The sequence below is a fragment of the Meinhardsimonia xiamenensis genome (assembly GCF_900102905.1).
Lineage (GTDB): Bacteria > Pseudomonadota > Alphaproteobacteria > Rhodobacterales > Rhodobacteraceae > Meinhardsimonia > Meinhardsimonia xiamenensis.
In genome coordinates this window covers 298,047-313,680 of record NZ_FNFV01000002.1, presented here as the reverse complement: position 1 = coordinate 313,680, position 15,634 = coordinate 298,047, and the positions used below count along the sequence as shown (strand labels likewise).

The following is a 15,634-nucleotide window of genomic DNA, read 5'->3' as shown; positions in this document are numbered from 1 at the left end:
TCACGTTAGCTTTCCGAGCCGTATCGCTCAAGAGCCGTGACCTGGACGTCACGGAAACACAGGGTTTCCGCCACACGCGCAGGGCGGCTCGCGCCCGTGTTCAGCCTCTTGCACGGTCTGCGGCCTTCCGGATGAAGCCGATGAGCTGCGACTGCGCGCGCGTGGGTACCCATTCGGCGCGGAAGGTCAGTCCGATGGGACGCTCGGGCCAGTCGCGGCCAATGTCGAGCGGAACGAGAAGCCCGCGTGCCACCTCTGCCTCCGCCTGACGCGCGGAGATGCAGCCCAGCATGTCGCTGCGGCCCAGAAGCTCGCGCATTAGCAGGATCGAACCGCATTCGAGAATGCTCTCGGGAGGCACGAGCCCGGCGCGCGTGAACAGCTCGTCGAACTGCGCGCGCGCCGGCGTCCCGGTGCGCGGCACCACCCAAGCCTGCCGCGCCAGCGTCTCCAGCGGCACGCAGCTCCGCCCTGCCAGCGAATGCCCCGGCCGGGCCAGCACCGCCAGCCGGTCGGCAAACAGGGCTTCCTGCACGATGTCGCCGATCGGCGGCGGGTCGCGCAGCGCACCCAGGATGAAATCGATCTCGCCTCGGCGCAGACCGGTGAGCAGATCACCATAGCGGCCGTCAAGCACCGTCACCGGATGGCGCGGACGCGCGGCGCGAAACCGGGCCAGTGCCTCTGGCAGCACCACCGAGCGCGACAACGGCAGCGCCCCGATCACGATCGCCCCGCCATCGCCGCCGTCGAGCTCGGCCAGCTCGGCGTCCGCCTGGGCAAGCTCGGCAAAGGCGAGGCGCGCGGCCTCGGCGAGTTCGCGGCAGGCGCGCGTCGGCACCACGCCATGGGAGGTGCGCTCGAAAAGTCGCTTGCCCGCCTCCGCCTCGAACTGGGCAATGGCCCGGTGAACGGTCGGCTGCGCCACCCCCAGCCTGCGCGCCGCCAGCGTGAAGTTCTGGGCCTCCGCGGTGGCGATCAGGGCCATCAGACGCGCGGTTGTGGCGGTGAGAGGCAGCCGTGGAGAGACCGCTGCCAGCGCCGCGTCAAGCCGGTTCAGGGCGCGCCGCACCCGTGCCTCAAGCACCCGGCCCCGCTCGGTCAGGAACACGCCTTGCCCGGTCCGGTCGAACAGTGGCCCGCCCGCCTGCCGCTCGAAGCCGGCGAGCGCCTGACTGACGGCGGGCTGGGAGACATGCACCCGTGCCGCAGCGCGCGTCAGCGACCCTGTCTCGGCTATGGCGAGAAAGGCCCGCAGATGGCGCAGGTTGGGTGTCTTCGGCGGGGTAGGCATCGCTCCTCGATCACGCAAGTTATAGCATGATCTTATCACGTGGAATGGGGTTCGAAATTGCACGCGCCGTGCGGGCCGTGACATGAGTCCTCCCGCTGAACGGCAGGAGGAGCGGAAATGTCGGCAAATGGTGGCAAGACGGCGCTGGTTATCTCCGCCCATGCGGCGGATTTCGTCTGGCGCGCGGGCGGCGCGATCGCCCTGCACGCCGAGAAGGGCTACGAGGTGACGGTGGCCTGCCTGTCCTTCGGCGAGCGCGGGGAGAGCGCGCGGCTGTGGAAGGAGGGCAAGACGCTCGAGGAGGTCAAGGCGATCCGCCGCGCCGAGGCGGAGGCGGCGGCCGAGGCTCTGGGCGTGCATGAGCTCGTCAGCTTCGATCTCGGCGACTATCCGCTGCGGCTTTCCGACGAGGACCGCTTCCGCCTCGTCGACCTGATCCGCAAGGTGCAGCCCGCCTTCATGCTGAGCCACTCGCAATACGACCCCTACAACACCGACCACATGTACACCACCGAGGTGGTGCTCGAATGCCGCATGGTGGCGCAGGCTTGGGGACACAACCCCGGCGAGAAGGTTCTCGGCGCGCCGCAGCTCTATCTCTTCGAGCCGCACCAGACCGAGCAGATGGGCTGGAAGCCCGACACCTTCCTCGACATCACGCCGGTGTGGGAGAAAAAGCGCGCGGCGATGGAGTGCATGCAGGGCCAGGTGCACCTGTGGGACTATTACACCCGCGTCGCCCAGCAGCGCGCCAACCACTTCAAGCGCAACTCCGGCGGCCAGGCCGGCGGGCGTGACTGCAAATATGCCGAGGCCTTCCAGTCCGTCTTTCCGCGCACCGTGGACGAGCTTTGAGGGGGGGCGCGCCGTGAACGAACCGACGAACCCCAGCTTCGACATCGCCCATCTGGGCCATGTCGAGATGTATACCGACCGCTTCGAGGAGAGCCTCGACTTCTTCACCCGTGTCTACGGGCTCAAGCTCAGCGGGCAGGACGACAACAGCGCCTACCTGCGCGCCTGGGATGACTACGAGTTCTGCACCCTCAAGCTCACCCGTCACCACGCCACCGGCGTGGGCCATGTGGGCTACCGCGCAAGCTCGCCCGAAGCGCTCGAGCGGCGGGTGAAGATCATCGAGGCATCGGGCTATCCCGTCACCGGCTGGGTCGAGGGCGACATGAGCCACGGGCCGGCCTTCCGCTTCTCCGACCCCTTCGGCCATGACTTCGAGATCTACTGGGAGACGCGCTGGTACGAGCCCCAGGAGGAAGCCGAGCGGGCGGCGCTGAAGAACACCGCCTCGGCCTTCACCGGCGCCCCGCCCCGGCGCATCGACCACGTCAACCTTCTGGCCGAGGATGTGAGCGTCTTCCGCGACTTCATGCTCACCTGCCTCGGCTCGCGCATCACCGAGCTCATCCAGCTCGACAACGGACGCATCGGCGGCTGCTGGTTCACGGTCAACAACAAGACCTACGACCTTGCCTGCACCGAGGAGCACGGAGGCGGCATGGGGCGGCTGCATCATGTGACCTACGCCACCGACCAGCGCGAGGACATCCTGCGCGCCGCCGACATCTTCCTGCAGAACGGCGTGCACATCGAGACCGGCCCGCACAAGCACGCCATTCAGGGCACCTTCTTTCTGTATGTCTGGGAGCCCGCGGGCAACCGGGTGGAGCTGGCCAATGCCGGCGCGCGGCTGGTCCTGGCGCCCGACTGGGAGCCGGTGGTGTGGACCGAGGCCGAACGCAAGAAGGGCCAGGCCTGGGGGCTGAAGACCATCGAGACCTTCCACACCCACGGCACGCCGCCGGTTGAGAAGAAAGGCTGAGCAATGGGAATTGTCGTTCAGAACATCGAGCGCGCCGCGAAGGAGGTCATCGAGGGGCTTGCCCGCGCGGGCGTGGCCACGGTGCACGAGGCGCAGGGGCGCCGCGGGCTGATGAGCGCGCGCATGCGCCCCATTCAGCAGGACGCGGCGATTGCCGGCTCGGCGGTGACCATCAGCGCCCCGCCCGGCGACAACTGGATGGTGCATGTCGCCATCGAACAGCTGCGCGAGGGCGACATCATGGTGCTTGCCCCCACCGCGCCCTGCGACATGGGCTATTTCGGCGATCTTCTGGCCACCTCGGCCATGGCGCGCGGCTGCCGGGCGCTGGTGATCGACGCGGGCGTGCGGGACACGCGCGACCTGCGCCAGATGGGCTTTCTGGTCTGGTCCACGGCCGTCTCGGCGCAGGGCACGGTGAAGGAGACGCTGGGCGACGTGAATGTCCCCATCGTCTGCGCCGGGGCGCTGGTGAACCCCGGTGACGTGATCGTCGCCGATGATGACGGGGTCTGCGTGGTGCCGCGCGAGCGCGCCGCGGACGTGCTCGCCGCCGCCGAGAAGCGGCTTGCCAGCGAGGAGGACAAGCGCAGGCGCCTCGCTGCCGGCGAGCTCGGGCTCGACATGTATGGCATGCGCGAGAAGCTTGCGGCCAAGGGGCTGAAATATGTCTGACCCGGTGCAAGACGGCATCCCCTGCATGTGGATGCGGGGCGGCACATCGAAGGGCGGCTACTTCCTCGCCTCCGATTTGCCCGCCGATCCGGCCGAGCGCGATGATCTTCTCCTGCGCATCATGGGCTCTCCCGACCCGCGCCAGATCGACGGGATGGGTGGCGCCGATCCGCTCACCTCGAAGGTCGCCATCATCCGCCCCTCCGCGCGGCCGGGCGTGGATGTGGACTATCTCTTCCTGCAGGTCTTTGTCGATCAGCCGATCGTCACCGATGCCCAGAACTGCGGCAACATCCTTGCCGGCGTCGGCCCCTTCGCGATCGAGCGCGGCCTTGTCGCGGCGCGGGAACCGGAGACGCCGGTGACGATCTACATGGAGAACACGGGCCAGATCGCGGTGGCGCGCGTGCAGACGCCCGGCGGGCGGGTCACCTATGCCGGCACTGCGCGCATCGACGGCGTGCCGGGCACCGCCGCGCCGGTGCCGATCGAGTTCCGCGACACCGCCGGGTCGAGCTGCGGGGCGCTCCTGCCCACGGGCAACGCGCGCGACGTGATCGAGGGGGTGGAGGCCACGCTCATCGACAACGGCATGCCTTGCGTGATCCTGCGCGCGGCCGACTTCGGGCTCACCGGGCGCGAGAGCCCCGCCGAGCTCGAGGCCAATGACGCCTTGCGCGCGCGCCTCGAGGCGATCCGCCTTGCCGCGGGCCCGCTGATGAACCTCGGCGACGTGCGCGGGAAATCGGTGCCGAAGATGACCCTCGTCAGCCCCCCGCAGGCGGGCGGGGCGATCTCCACCCGCAGCTTCATCCCGCACCGCTGCCACAAGGCAATCGGCGTTCTTGCCGCCGTCACCGTGGCGACCGCCTGCCTCATTCCCGGCAGCGTGGCGGCCGAGCTTGCGGTGATCCCCGAGGGGACGGAGAAGCTCATGTCGATCGAGCATCCCACCGGCGAGATGACGGTGATCGCCCGCCTCGCCGAGGATGGCAGCGTGGCGCGGGCCGAAGTGCTGCGCACCGCGCGCAAGCTGATGGACGGGCGCGTCTATGCGAGGCCGGCAGCATGAGCGATGACTACCTTCCCTTCCACCCGAACCCGCGCAAGCCGAGCTACCGCCCGCCCGAGGGCGCGGTTGACGCGCACTGCCATGTCTTCGGCCCGGCGGCGCGCTTTCCCTTCGCGCCGGAGCGCAAATACACCCCCTGCGACGCGCCGAAGGAAAAGCTGTTCGCGCTGCGCGACTTTCTGGGCTTCTCCCGCAACGTCATCGTGCAGGCCACCTGCCACGGGCGCGACAATTCCGCCCTCGTTGACGCGATTGAGACGGCCGGAAGCCGCGCGCGCGGCGTTGCCATCGTCGGCCCCGATGTGACCGACGCCGAGCTTGACCGGCTCGACGAGGCGGGGGTGCGGGCGGTGCGCTTCAACTTCCTGCGCCGGCTCGTCGATGCCGCCCCGCGCGAGGATTTCGCCGCCATCGCCGCGCGCGTCGCCAAGCGGGGCTGGCATGTGGTGGTCTATTTCGAGGCCGGGCAGCTTGCCGAGCTCGCGGGCTTTCTCGCCACCCTGCCCTGCCCCGTGGTGATCGATCACATGGGCCGGCCGGATGTGCGCGCCGGCGTGGAGGGCGCGGCATTCCAGGACTTCCTGCGCTTTCTCGACGCGCACCCGGCGATGTGGGTCAAGGTCTCCTGCCCCGAGCGGCTGACCGTTCAGGGCCCGCCCTATGACGATGTCGTGCCCTTCGCCCGCGCGCTCGTCGAGCGCTTTGGCGATCGCGTGCTCTGGGGCACCGACTGGCCGCATCCCAACATGCGCTCGCACATGCCCGACGATGGCGAGCTCGTCGACATGATCCCGCGCATCGCGGTGACCGAAGCGGCGCGGCAGGCGCTTCTGGTGGACAACCCCATGCGGCTCTACTGGCCCGAGGAGGTGGCGCCATGAGCGGGGCCGTCCGGCTCGAGGGCCTCGGCCGCTGGCTCGTGGCCGGATGCGCCACGACGATGGTGGTGGCCTGCATCTTGTGGAACGTCGAGGCACCCACCCGGCTGGGCTTTGCCATTCTGCCCCAGCAATACATGGCGCTGCAGCTCGGCCTTGCGCTGGCGATTTGCTATCTCGCCTTCGATGCCCGCGGCGGCCGCAGGCGAGCGCCGGGGACGGTCGCGCTTCTCGTCGCGCTCGGCTGTCTCGGCGTGCTCGGCTATGCCGCGCTCGATTTCCAGTGGCTTCTGAAGGAGCAGTTCTACCGCCCCTGGCAGATCACGCTGGTGGGCACGGTGGTGGTGCTGGCGGTGATGGAAGGGATCCGGCGCCGCACGGGCTGGATGCTCTTTTCCATCGTCGCCGCCTTCCTTCTCTATGCGCTTCTGGCCGACAGGGTGCCGGGCCGGCTGATCGGCAAGGCCGTGAGCCCCAAGGGGCTGGTCGACTATGTCGGCTTTGACTCGAGCGCCGTGTTCTCCTCGCCGCTTGCGGTGGGCACGATGGTGGTGCTCCTCTTCGTCTTCTTCGGCCAGCTGCTCTTTGCCGCCGGGGGCGGCGCCTTCTTCACCGATCTGGCCATGGCCGCGGCCGGGCGCAGCCGGGGCGGCAGCGCCAAGATCGCCGTGATCGGCTCGGCGCTCTTCGGGGCGATCTCGGGCTCGGCCGTCTCCAACGTGGCGACAACCGGGGTGATCACCATCCCGCTGATGCAGCGCGGCGGCTACCGGGCGCGCGATGCCGGCGCCATCGAGGCCGTGGCCTCCACCGGCGGGCAGCTCGCGCCCCCGATCATGGGCGCCGCGGCCTTCCTGATGGCCGAATTTCTCGACATCCCCTATGCCAGCGTGGCGGCGGCCGCGCTTCTGCCGGCGGTGCTCTATTTCCTTGCCGTCTTCGTGCAGGTTGATCTCATCGCCGGGCGCGACCGCATCGCCGCCGCCGAGGCCGATCAGCGCGGCGTGGCCGAGGTGCTTGCCCAGGGCTGGCACTTCGCCGTGCCCTTCGCGCTGCTTCTGGCCGGGCTCTTCTGGTGGCGGATGGACCCCGAGGACTCCGCCCTTCTCGCCGCCGTTGCCATTGCCGGGCTCGGATTTCTGCGCGGCTATGGCGACAAGCGCCTGACCTTGCGCAGCCTCGGCCAGGTGTTCGTGGACACCGGCACCGGCATGGTCGACCTCATCCTCGTGGTCGCGGCGGCCGGTTTCGTCATCGGCGTGCTCAACATCACCGGCCTCGGCTTTGCCCTGACGCTGGTTCTCGTCGATGCGGTGGGCGGCAACCTGCTGCTGCTTCTGGCGATGTCGGCGGCGATCTGCATCGTTCTGGGCATGGGGATGCCCACCTCGGGCGTCTATGTGCTGCTCGCGGCGCTGGTGGCGCCGGCGCTCGTCGAGGCCGGGATCGGGCAGCTCGCCGCGCATCTCTTCATTCTCTACTTCGGCATGATGTCGATGATCACCCCGCCGGTGGCGCTTGCCGCCTTCGCCGCCGCCGCGATCAGCCGGGACGATCCGCTGATGACGGGGCTTGCGGCAATGCGCGTGGGCTGGGCGGCCTTCATCCTGCCATTCGTCTTCGTCGCCACGCCGGCGCTCCTGATGGAGGGCGGCTGGGGCGCGATCCTGCGCGACTTCGCGCTGACGGCAGTGGGCGTGGCGGCGGTCACCGCCGGCATCGTCGGCTTCTGGAGCCGCAGGCTGGGGCTCGCGGCGCGCGCGCGCCTCACCGCGCTTGGCGCGCTGGCACTGCCGCTCGGGGCGGTGCCGCTCGCCGCATCGGCCGCCGCCGCGCTCGCCGCGGCGCTCTGGGCGGTGAAGCTTTCGATTTCCGACGCGCGCCGGGCGCAAGACCGGCCGGCCGCCGAACCGGGCGCAGGGGCGCCCGCAACCAGGGGAGGAAAGGGATGACCTTCATCACACGTTCGATCGGCGCGGGGCTGTTTGCCGCCGCGCTCGCGGCAGGCGCCGCCTCGGCGCAGGTCGTGACCATCGCAACCGGCGCGCAGGGCTCGCTGGCCTACAACTCGGGCCAGGCGGTGGCCAAGGTGGCCAACGAGGCCGGGATCATCGCCCGCACCCAGCCGCTTGTGGGCTATCTGCCGCTCATCAATGCGGGCGAGGTGGATTTCGGTTTCTCCAACGCCGTGGAGGCCGAATACGCCTATACCGGCACCGGCAACTATGACCGGCCGCACCCCAACATCCGCCTCGTCGGCGTGATGTTTCCGCTCACCACCGGGATCATGGCGCCCTGCGATCTGGGGCTGAAATCGGTGGAGGATCTGAAGGCACGGGCCGGCGAGCTCAGGATTGCTTCGGAATACACCTCTTCCACCATCATTCCCTTCTACATCGCCGGCGCGCTCGCCAACGCCGGGATCAGCTATGACGACTTCCAGCAGGTGCCGGTGGCCTCCTTCGTCGCCGGCATCAACGCGCTCGGCGACGGGCTTGTGGACATCGCGCTTGTCAGCCTCAACGCCGGGGCCGGCCAGCAGGCGGCGGTGAAGCTGAAGGACCGCGGCGGCCTGTGCTACATCTCGCTCGACAATTCCGAGGAGGGCGTGGCGCGCTTCAAGGAGTATCTGCCGGCAGGCAGCATCGTGTCGCTGCCGCAGAACGACAAGATCAACGGCCTGCAGAACTACGGCGCCAATATCATGCAGATCCCGTGGGTGATGCTGACCCACGCGGGCGCCGACGAGGAGCTTGTCTATCGCATGGTCAAGGCCGTGGCCGAGAACAAGGACAAGCTCGCCGAATCCTTCGGCCTCTTCAGGCTTGCCAAACGCGAGACGATGGCGCCCGCAAGCCGCGTGCCCTACCACCCCGGCGCGCTGCGCTACTACGCCGAAGCCGGCATCCCGGTCGGCCAGTGACCCTTTAGGCCCGGCCGCGCGCACACCGCCGGCCGGGCCGCATCCTTCAGCGGAGACCGCCCATGATGAAAGAAGTGACGGCCGCCGACGGCCATGTGCTCGACTGCTGGATCGAACCGGCACAAGGCGAGCGGCGCTCGGGGCTCGTGATATTGCAGGAGATCTTCGGCGTCACCGAGCAGCTCAAGGGCGTGGCGCGGCGCTATGCGAAGCTGGGCCACGAGGTGGCGATCCCGGCGCTCTTCGACCGGGTCGAGCGCGGCCTTGTCATCCCGTTCGACGAAGGCGCGCGGGGGCGGGAGATCATGCTTTCGCTCGGGCTTGAGGACACCATGCGCGACATCGCCGCGGCGGTGGAGACGCTCGCCGAGGCCGGCGGCAAGGTCGGGGTGATGGGCTTCTGCTGGGGCGGGGGGCTGGCGATCGGCGCGGCCGGGCGGCTCGAGACCGGCGCGGCGGTGTCCTTCTACGGCACCCGGCTCGAGCGCTATCTCGACCGACCCTTGCGCGCGCCGCTCCTGTGTCATTTCGGCACGCGCGACGACCACACCCCGCCCGAGATGATCGAGGCCCTGCGCCGGCATGCGCCAGAGGCGGAGATTCACCTCTACGAGGCGGGCCACGCCTTTGCCAATGATGCGCGCCCCGCCGCCCATGTGCCCGAGGCTGCCGAGCTTGCGCACCGGCGCACCGAGGCCTTCCTTGCGCGCCACCTTCAGGGAGAGTGAGCGATGCGCATTGCCTTCATCGGCTTTGGCGAGGCGGGCTCGACCTTCGTTACCGGCTGGCGCGAGGCGGGCGGGCCGGCGGCCGAGATCGCCGCCTATGACATCAAGACCGACCGCGCCGAGACTGCGGTAGCCCAGCGCGCGCTGTATGAGCGGCTCGGGGTGGAAGGCGCGGCGAGCCTTGCCGAGGCGCTCGCCGGGGCGGATCTGGTGATCTCGGTTGTCACGGCCGATCAGGCGCTGGCCGCGGCCAGAGCCGCCGCCCCCCATCTCGGCCCCGGCACGCTCTACTGCGACATGAACTCGGTCTCGCCCGGCACCAAGCGCGCGGCCGCCCGAGCCGTGGACGCGGCGGGCGGTGCCTATGTGGACGTGGCGGTGATGGCGCCTGTCGGGCCGAAGCGGCATCTGACGCCCCTCCTTGTCTCGGGGCCGCACGCGACGCGCGCCATCGAGCGTCTGCGCGCCCTGCCGATGGCGGCCGAGCCCGCCGGCGAGGAGGTCGGGCGGGCCTCGGCGATCAAGATGCTGCGCTCGGTGATGGTGAAGGGGATCGAGGCGCTCTCGGCCGAGCTTGGCCTTGCCGCCGCCGCCGCCGGGGTCGGCGACGAGGTGCTCGCCTCGCTCAACGCCAGCCACGGCAAGATCGACTGGCACCGGCAGGTCGCCTACAACCTGGAGCGGATGGTCACCCACGGCGCACGCCGCGCCGCCGAGATGGAGGAGGTGGCCACCACCCTTGCCGAGCTGGGCATTCCGAACCGGATGGCACGCGCGAGCGCGGAATGGCAGCGCCAGATCGCCGGGGTCGGCGCGGCACTGCGCCAGGATCGGAACCTTGCCGACGAGGCGCTTGCCACTCGGCTTCTCGAGGAAATGCGCGCGAAGAACTGAGCCCGCCGCTTCTCCGCCGGAAGGGGCGCGCGGCTGCCCCTTCCGTCGCCGCACCCGAAGTCTCGCCTGCTTTTTGTATACATTTACGCCCTTCAGGACGCACTCAAGCGCTCGTTTCGGCGCATTGACACAAAACTGTATACAGAATATCGAATCCCGAAACGCCCCCGAAGCCTTGGGAGGGGATTCGGGCAGCGCCGGGAGGAGACATGGGCGAGCGGCTATCCCAGCATGAGCGCGCCTTGCGCGAACTCAGGGCGATGATCCTTCAGGGCCGCTTCGAGGCGAATGCGCGCCTATCCGAGCCCGCCCTTGCCGAGGAGCTGGGCATTTCCCGCACGCCGCTGCGTCAGGCGATGGCGCGCCTTGTCGAGGAAGGGCTTCTGGAGCGGCTCGACACCGGCCGCTGCCGCGTGGCCAGCTTCACCATCGAGGACATCTTTGACGCCATCGAGCTGCGCGGCGTCGTCGAGGGCACGGCCGCGCGGCTTGCCGCAGAGCGCGGCATCTCCGCCGCGCATGCCCGCGAGGGGCAGGAGATACTCGCTTCGCTCGACCGGGCCGTCTCGGCGCCCGGCGGGCTCGATTTCGAGACTTACGTCAGACTGAATGCCCGCTTTCACCGCCTGATCGCCGAAATGCCGGGCAGCGCGATCATCGCGCGCGAGGTCGAGCGGGCCACGCGCCTGCCCCTCGCCTCGCCGAGCGCGTTCCTGCAGGGGCAGGAGACGGTCCCCGATTTCGCCGCATCTCTCAGACATGCCCAGACGCAGCACCGGGCGATCTTCGAGGCGATCACGGGCCGCGAGGGGACGCGCGCCGAGGCGCTGATGCGCGAACATGCCCGGCTCGCGCGCCAGAACCTCCGTCACGTTCTGAAGGCCGGCCCGAGCGTGGCCGGAAAGGTGCCCGGCCTTGCCCTCATCTCGAACTGACACAGCGACAGAAGAAAGGAAGCCCCATATGCCAAGCCTCAGCGAGCTGATGAAGAAATGGAAGAACCCCGTGGAGATGCTGCGCAACTCGCGGTCGGGGATCTATGTCTACCCGGTGGTGGCGCCGGAATTCGCCAACTGGCGCGACGAGCAGCGCGCCTGGCGCGAGTCGGCGGTGCTGTTCGACCAGTCCCACCACATGGACGAGCTCATCGTCGAGGGGCCGCAGGCCACCGAGTTTCTCTCCCACCACGGGATCAACCGCTTCGACAACTTCGGCCTCAACCGGGCCAAGCACTATGTGCCGGTCACGCCCGCGGGCCATGTGATCGGCGATCACATCATCTTCCGCGAGCGCGAGGACAAGTATGTGCTCGTGGGCCGCGCGCCGACGGCCAACTGGCTGATGTTCGCCGCCGCCTGGGGCAACTGGAACGTGCGCCTGCGCCACGACCCGCGCTCGCCGAGCCGGCCCGAGGGCGAGCGGGTCTTGCGCGTGCACTACCGCTACCAGATCCAGGGCCCCGAGGCCTGGAAGGTCATCGAGAAGATGAACGGCGGGCCGATCCCCGACATCCCCTTCTTCCATGTGGACTGGATCAATGTCGGCTCGAAGCGCGTGCAGGCGCTGCGCCACGGCATGTCGGGCGCGCCGGGGCTCGAGATCTGGGGGCCCTATGAGGACAAGAGCTACATCCTCTCCACGATCCTGCAGGCAGCCGAGGATGCGGGCGTCAACCTCGTGCGCTGCGGCAGCCGCGCCTATTCGACGAACACGCTCGAGTCGGGCTGGATTCCCTCACCGCTGCCCGGCATCTACACCGGCGAGGGCATGCTCGCCGACTACCGCGACTGGCTCGGCGACGACATGTACGAGGCGGTGGGCTCGATCGGCGGCAGCTTCGTCTCCGACAACATCGAAGACTACTACATGACGCCCTTCGACCTCGGCTACGGCTTCTACATCGGCTGGAACAAGGATGACTTCATCGGCAAGGCCGCCCTTCAGGAGATGAAGGACAAGCCGCACCGCAAGAAGGTCACCTTCGAGTGGAACCGCGACGACGTGCTCAAGGTCATCGCCACCGCCTTCGAGGACGGCACGCCGATGAAGTGGATCGACTTCCCGCAGCCCAACTACGCCTCGACCTCGGCCGACATGGTGCTCGAGGGTGATCGCATGGTGGGGCTGAGCATGTTCAACGGCTACAGCTTCAACGAGCGCGCGCTCCTGTCGCTGGGCGTGGTCGACCCTGATGTCGAGGTGGGTGACGTGCTGACGCTGAAATGGGGCGAGCCGGAGCCGACCATGAAGACCTCCACAGAGCGTCACCGCCAGGCGGACATCCGCGTGCGCGTCTGCCCCGCGCCCTACGCGCGACAGGCCCGCGAATCCTACGCGCCGGGCAGCTGGCGCACCAAGGCGGAGAAGGCAGCAGGCTGAACTTATGGCCTGTGCCTGAAATTGATGACCGCGGCGGGGACGATCGCGCTATCGTCCCCGCGACCGGCCGGGAGCGAGCCGGCCCGAAAAAAGACAACAGGAGGAGGAAGATGAAGATCGCACGTGAATTCGCAGGGGCTTTGGCGGGAACGCTCGCAGGCTTCGCCATGGCCGCCGTGACGGCGCTGCCGGTGTTTGCCGAGGAGCTCAAGTTTGCCAACTTCACCCCGCCCTTCCACACCATCAACAAGAGCGTGATCGAGAAGCTCGATTCCGAGCTCAGCGCCCGCACCGGCGGAGAGCTTCGCGTGCGGGGCTACCATGGCGGCGAGCTCGGCTCGGGCCCCGTGGAGCAGTATGTGCGCGCGGTTCAGGGTGTGGCCGACATCGTCTGGGGGCTGCCGGGCTACACCTCCTCGCAGTTCCGCAAGACGATGATCGCCGAGCTTCCGGGGGCGATTCCACCCGAGAAACCCGGCTATGAGGCGCTCTGGGCCGCGTATGATCCGCATCTGAAGGACGAGTTCCCCGCCACCAAGCCGCTGGCTTTGTGGACGTCGGAGCCCAACATCTTCATCATGCGCAACAAGGTCATCCGCACACCGGCCGATCTCGCCGGGCTGAAGGTGCGCGTCGCAGGCGCCACCGCCGCGGAGGTGGCCGAGGCGCTCGGCGCCACGCCGGTGCAGATGCCGATCAATCAGGTCTACAACGCGCTGCAGACCGGGCTGATCGACGGAGTGATCACCGGCGCCTCCACCCTCACCGACTTCAAGCTCGACGAGGTTGCAGACGCCATCACCACCGGCGCGCCGCTGGGGCGCATCGCCTTTTACACGGTCATGAACCTGGCGAAATACGAGAGCCTGCCGGCCGAACATCGCGCCGCCATCGATGCCGTGGCGGGGATTCCGCTCTCGAAGAGCGCCGAGGATGCCTGGTATGCCGCCGCGGACGCCGCGCTTGACGCCGCGCGGGCGGACGCGCGCAACACGGTCGTCGATCTCACGCCGGAGGAGGCAGCGCCCTTCGCCGAGGCGGTTCGGGGCGTGGTCGAAGCCTACGTCAAGAGCGTCGGCGGCGAGGCGGCTCTCGCGGCGATGCGGGGCGAATAAGGCGTGTACCGCGCGATAAGGCGGGCCGCGGACGGCCTCATCGAGCTTTGCGCGGGCCTCGGCGCCCTCGGCCTGATGGTCGAGGTCGCCGTGGTGATTGTCGATGTGGTTGGCCGGGCCTTCGGCCATCCGCTCTATGGCTCGCAGGACATCATCACCATGACCATGGTGTTCGTCGTCTTCGGGGCCATGGCGCTGTGCGACCGCCGCGGCGGCCACATCGCCGTGGACCTTCTCGAGCCGCGCCTGCCCGCGGCCCTCAATCGCGCGATCGACGTCCTCTCCGCCCTGCTCGGCGCGGCGATCTTCGTCACGCTCGCATGGGCGGTCTATGAGAGCGCGAAGCTGTCGGTGATGCTGAACCTCTCCACCAATCTTCTGAACCTGCCCAAGGCATGGTTTCAGTGGGCGCTCTGCGCCCTCGCGCTCGTCACCGCGCTGGCGATGCTGCTCAGGGCGTTCGAAGCTGCCGTGCGGCCGAGCGCCGCGAGGGAGCCGGGCAGATGAACGAGGGCGGCATCGGCCTGTCGGGACTTCTCATCCTGCTGGTGCTCCTGGCGCTGCGGGTGCCGGTGGCGTTTGCCATGTTCCTCGTCGGTTTCTTCGGCATCGCCATTCTCAACGGGCTGCCCTCGGCCATGAGCCTCCTGGCATCCGAGGCCTTCACGCTCGGCACATCTCCCGAGCTCGTGGTGATCCCGCTCTTCATTCTCATGGGCAATGTGGCCTCTGCCTCGGGAATGAGCCGGAGGCTCTACGACGCGGCCTATGCGGCGATCGGCCATGTGCGCGGGGGGCTGGCCTCGGCCACGGTGATCGGATGCGGGGGCTTTGCCGCGCTGTCGGGCTCCTCCGTGGCCTCGGCGCTGACCATGGGCAAGGTGGCGCTGGCTGAAATGCAGCGCTTCAACTATGATCCGCGGCTCTCAACCGGGGTGGTGGCGGCGGGCGGCACGCTGGGCATCCTCATTCCGCCCTCCACCGGCTTTGTCATCTACGCCATCCTGACCGAACAGTCGATCGGCCGGTTGTTCATCGCCGGCATCCTGCCGGGTCTGCTGCTGCTGGCGCTGTTCGTGACCGCGATCAGCCTGATCTGCTGGTGGCGCCCCGAGATGGGGCCGGCGGGGGAGCGCCGGCCGCTCGGCGCGAAGCTGCGGGCGCTTGCCGGGGCGGTGCCGATCCTTGGCGTGATCCTGGTGTCCATCGGCGGCATCTATGCCGGGCTTTTCTCGCCTGTCGAGGCTGCCGCGGTCGGAGCGGGGCTGGTGATTGCTCTGGGCGCGCTGAGCGGCAACCTGACGCTCGCGCAGCTGTGGAGCGCCTCGAAGGATTCCGTGGCGACCACGGCAACGGTGATGCTCATCCTGATCGGCGCGCACATGATCAGCCCGTTCCTCGCGCTGGCCCATGTCTCCACCATCGTCGGCAGCTTCATCGAGGGGCTCGGGCTCGGCGTGACCGGCACGCTGGTGATGATCCTCGCCCTCTATCTGGTGCTCGGCTGCTTCCTTGAGGGCTTCGCGATGCTTGTGTTGACATTGCCAATCTTTTTCCCGATCGTCACCGCACTCGGCATCGACCCGATCTGGTTCGGGGTACTCGTGGTTCTGACGCTGGAGATGGGCCTCATCTCGCCGCCGGTTGGCATAAACGTCTTCATCGTCAAGTCGGTGGCACCGGATGTCCCGCTTGGCCAGATTTTCCGGGGCGTCCTGCCCTTCTGGGCGATGATGCTGGTCGCGCTGGCCATCCTCATTGCCTTTCCGCAAATCTCCCTCGTGCTGCCAAATTCGATGTTCGACTAGCGCAGCAGGGGCCGGGCCCGTCGCCTCGGCG

General features: G+C 68.6%; 15 protein-coding genes. 14 read left to right on the top strand and 1 reads right to left on the bottom strand.

Annotated elements, in window-relative coordinates:
- Positions 1–100 precede the first annotated feature (100 nt).
- Positions 101–1,294 carry a LysR family transcriptional regulator gene (locus tag BLQ14_RS05415; protein WP_092499010.1) on the bottom strand — a complete coding sequence of 398 codons (1,194 nt, stop codon included), beginning with the start codon at positions 1,292–1,294 and terminating at the stop codon, positions 101–103.
- 117 nt (positions 1,295–1,411) lie between these two features.
- Here BLQ14_RS05415 and BLQ14_RS05410 point away from each other — a divergent pair, with 117 nt between their 5' ends.
- The 14 genes from BLQ14_RS05410 to BLQ14_RS05345 all read left to right on the top strand — a co-directional run bounded on the left by BLQ14_RS05410 (position 1,412) and on the right by BLQ14_RS05345 (position 15,603).
- Entirely contained in the window at positions 1,412–2,149 is a 738-nt protein-coding gene (locus BLQ14_RS05410) for a PIG-L deacetylase family protein (protein WP_092499009.1), read from the top strand.
- Between the two features lie 13 nt (positions 2,150–2,162).
- Positions 2,163–3,131 carry a VOC family protein gene (locus tag BLQ14_RS05405; RefSeq protein WP_245656947.1) on the top strand — a complete coding sequence of 323 codons (969 nt, stop codon included), beginning with the start codon at positions 2,163–2,165 and terminating at the stop codon, positions 3,129–3,131.
- A gap of 3 nt (positions 3,132–3,134) precedes the next feature.
- Positions 3,135–3,806, top strand: coding sequence for a 4-carboxy-4-hydroxy-2-oxoadipate aldolase/oxaloacetate decarboxylase (locus BLQ14_RS05400; RefSeq protein WP_092499005.1), 672 nt, complete (start codon positions 3,135–3,137; stop codon positions 3,804–3,806).
- Positions 3,799–4,878 carry a 4-oxalomesaconate tautomerase gene (locus BLQ14_RS05395; RefSeq protein WP_092499003.1) on the top strand — a complete coding sequence of 360 codons (1,080 nt, stop codon included), beginning with the start codon at positions 3,799–3,801 and terminating at the stop codon, positions 4,876–4,878. The genes BLQ14_RS05400 and BLQ14_RS05395 overlap by 8 nt, the downstream gene beginning before the upstream one ends.
- On the top strand, positions 4,875–5,759 hold the full coding sequence (locus BLQ14_RS05390) for an amidohydrolase family protein (protein WP_092499001.1): 885 nt from the start codon (positions 4,875–4,877) through the stop codon (positions 5,757–5,759). Before BLQ14_RS05395 ends, BLQ14_RS05390 begins: the two co-directional genes overlap by 4 nt.
- A complete protein-coding gene (locus BLQ14_RS05385) occupies positions 5,756–7,708 on the top strand; it encodes a TRAP transporter permease (RefSeq protein ID WP_092499000.1) in 1,953 nt (650 codons plus the stop codon). The genes BLQ14_RS05390 and BLQ14_RS05385 overlap by 4 nt, the downstream gene beginning before the upstream one ends.
- Positions 7,705–8,679 (top strand): TAXI family TRAP transporter solute-binding subunit, encoded by a 975-nt coding sequence (locus BLQ14_RS05380; protein ID WP_092498999.1) that lies wholly within the window; start codon positions 7,705–7,707, stop codon positions 8,677–8,679. The genes BLQ14_RS05385 and BLQ14_RS05380 overlap by 4 nt, the downstream gene beginning before the upstream one ends.
- A 62-nt stretch (positions 8,680–8,741) precedes the next feature.
- Entirely contained in the window at positions 8,742–9,407 is a 666-nt protein-coding gene (locus tag BLQ14_RS05375) for a dienelactone hydrolase family protein (protein ID WP_092498998.1), read from the top strand.
- Between the two features lie 3 nt (positions 9,408–9,410).
- Entirely contained in the window at positions 9,411–10,301 is an 891-nt protein-coding gene (locus BLQ14_RS05370; protein WP_092498997.1) for an NAD(P)-dependent oxidoreductase, read from the top strand.
- A 209-nt stretch (positions 10,302–10,510) separates the two neighbouring features.
- Positions 10,511–11,236, top strand: coding sequence for a GntR family transcriptional regulator (locus BLQ14_RS05365; RefSeq protein WP_092498996.1), 726 nt, complete (start codon positions 10,511–10,513; stop codon positions 11,234–11,236).
- 28 nt (positions 11,237–11,264) lie between these two features.
- Positions 11,265–12,680, top strand: coding sequence for a vanillate/3-O-methylgallate O-demethylase (gene ligM, locus BLQ14_RS05360; protein ID WP_092498995.1), 1,416 nt, complete (start codon positions 11,265–11,267; stop codon positions 12,678–12,680).
- A 110-nt stretch (positions 12,681–12,790) separates the two neighbouring features.
- Entirely contained in the window at positions 12,791–13,795 is a 1,005-nt protein-coding gene (locus tag BLQ14_RS05355; protein ID WP_092498994.1) for a TRAP transporter substrate-binding protein, read from the top strand.
- Between the two features lie 3 nt (positions 13,796–13,798).
- Positions 13,799–14,302, top strand: coding sequence for a TRAP transporter small permease (locus tag BLQ14_RS05350; RefSeq protein ID WP_092498993.1), 504 nt, complete (start codon positions 13,799–13,801; stop codon positions 14,300–14,302).
- Positions 14,299–15,603 (top strand): TRAP transporter large permease, encoded by a 1,305-nt coding sequence (locus BLQ14_RS05345; RefSeq protein WP_092498992.1) that lies wholly within the window; start codon positions 14,299–14,301, stop codon positions 15,601–15,603. The genes BLQ14_RS05350 and BLQ14_RS05345 overlap by 4 nt, the downstream gene beginning before the upstream one ends.
- Positions 15,604–15,634: the final 31 nt, after the last annotated feature.

Bases quoted from the DNA above. Each gene is read 5' to 3' on its own strand.
- BLQ14_RS05365 (WP_092498996.1), top strand. From the start codon at position 10,511: ATGGGCGAGCGGCTATCCCAGCATGAGCGCGCCTTGCGCGAACTCAGG.
- BLQ14_RS05345 (WP_092498992.1), top strand. From the start codon at position 14,299: ATGAACGAGGGCGGCATCGGCCTGTCGGGACTTCTCATCCTGCTGGTG.
- BLQ14_RS05390 (WP_092499001.1), top strand. From the start codon at position 4,875: ATGAGCGATGACTACCTTCCCTTCCACCCGAACCCGCGCAAGCCGAGC.
- BLQ14_RS05380 (WP_092498999.1), top strand. From the start codon at position 7,705: ATGACCTTCATCACACGTTCGATCGGCGCGGGGCTGTTTGCCGCCGCG.
- BLQ14_RS05395 (WP_092499003.1), top strand. From the start codon at position 3,799: ATGTCTGACCCGGTGCAAGACGGCATCCCCTGCATGTGGATGCGGGGC.
- BLQ14_RS05415 (WP_092499010.1), bottom strand. From the start codon at position 1,294: ATGCCTACCCCGCCGAAGACACCCAACCTGCGCCATCTGCGGGCCTTT.
- BLQ14_RS05370 (WP_092498997.1), top strand. From the start codon at position 9,411: ATGCGCATTGCCTTCATCGGCTTTGGCGAGGCGGGCTCGACCTTCGTT.
- BLQ14_RS05385 (WP_092499000.1), top strand. From the start codon at position 5,756: ATGAGCGGGGCCGTCCGGCTCGAGGGCCTCGGCCGCTGGCTCGTGGCC.
- BLQ14_RS05400 (WP_092499005.1), top strand. From the start codon at position 3,135: ATGGGAATTGTCGTTCAGAACATCGAGCGCGCCGCGAAGGAGGTCATC.
- BLQ14_RS05375 (WP_092498998.1), top strand. From the start codon at position 8,742: ATGATGAAAGAAGTGACGGCCGCCGACGGCCATGTGCTCGACTGCTGG.
- BLQ14_RS05410 (WP_092499009.1), top strand. From the start codon at position 1,412: ATGTCGGCAAATGGTGGCAAGACGGCGCTGGTTATCTCCGCCCATGCG.
- ligM (WP_092498995.1), top strand. From the start codon at position 11,265: ATGCCAAGCCTCAGCGAGCTGATGAAGAAATGGAAGAACCCCGTGGAG.
- BLQ14_RS05355 (WP_092498994.1), top strand. From the start codon at position 12,791: ATGAAGATCGCACGTGAATTCGCAGGGGCTTTGGCGGGAACGCTCGCA.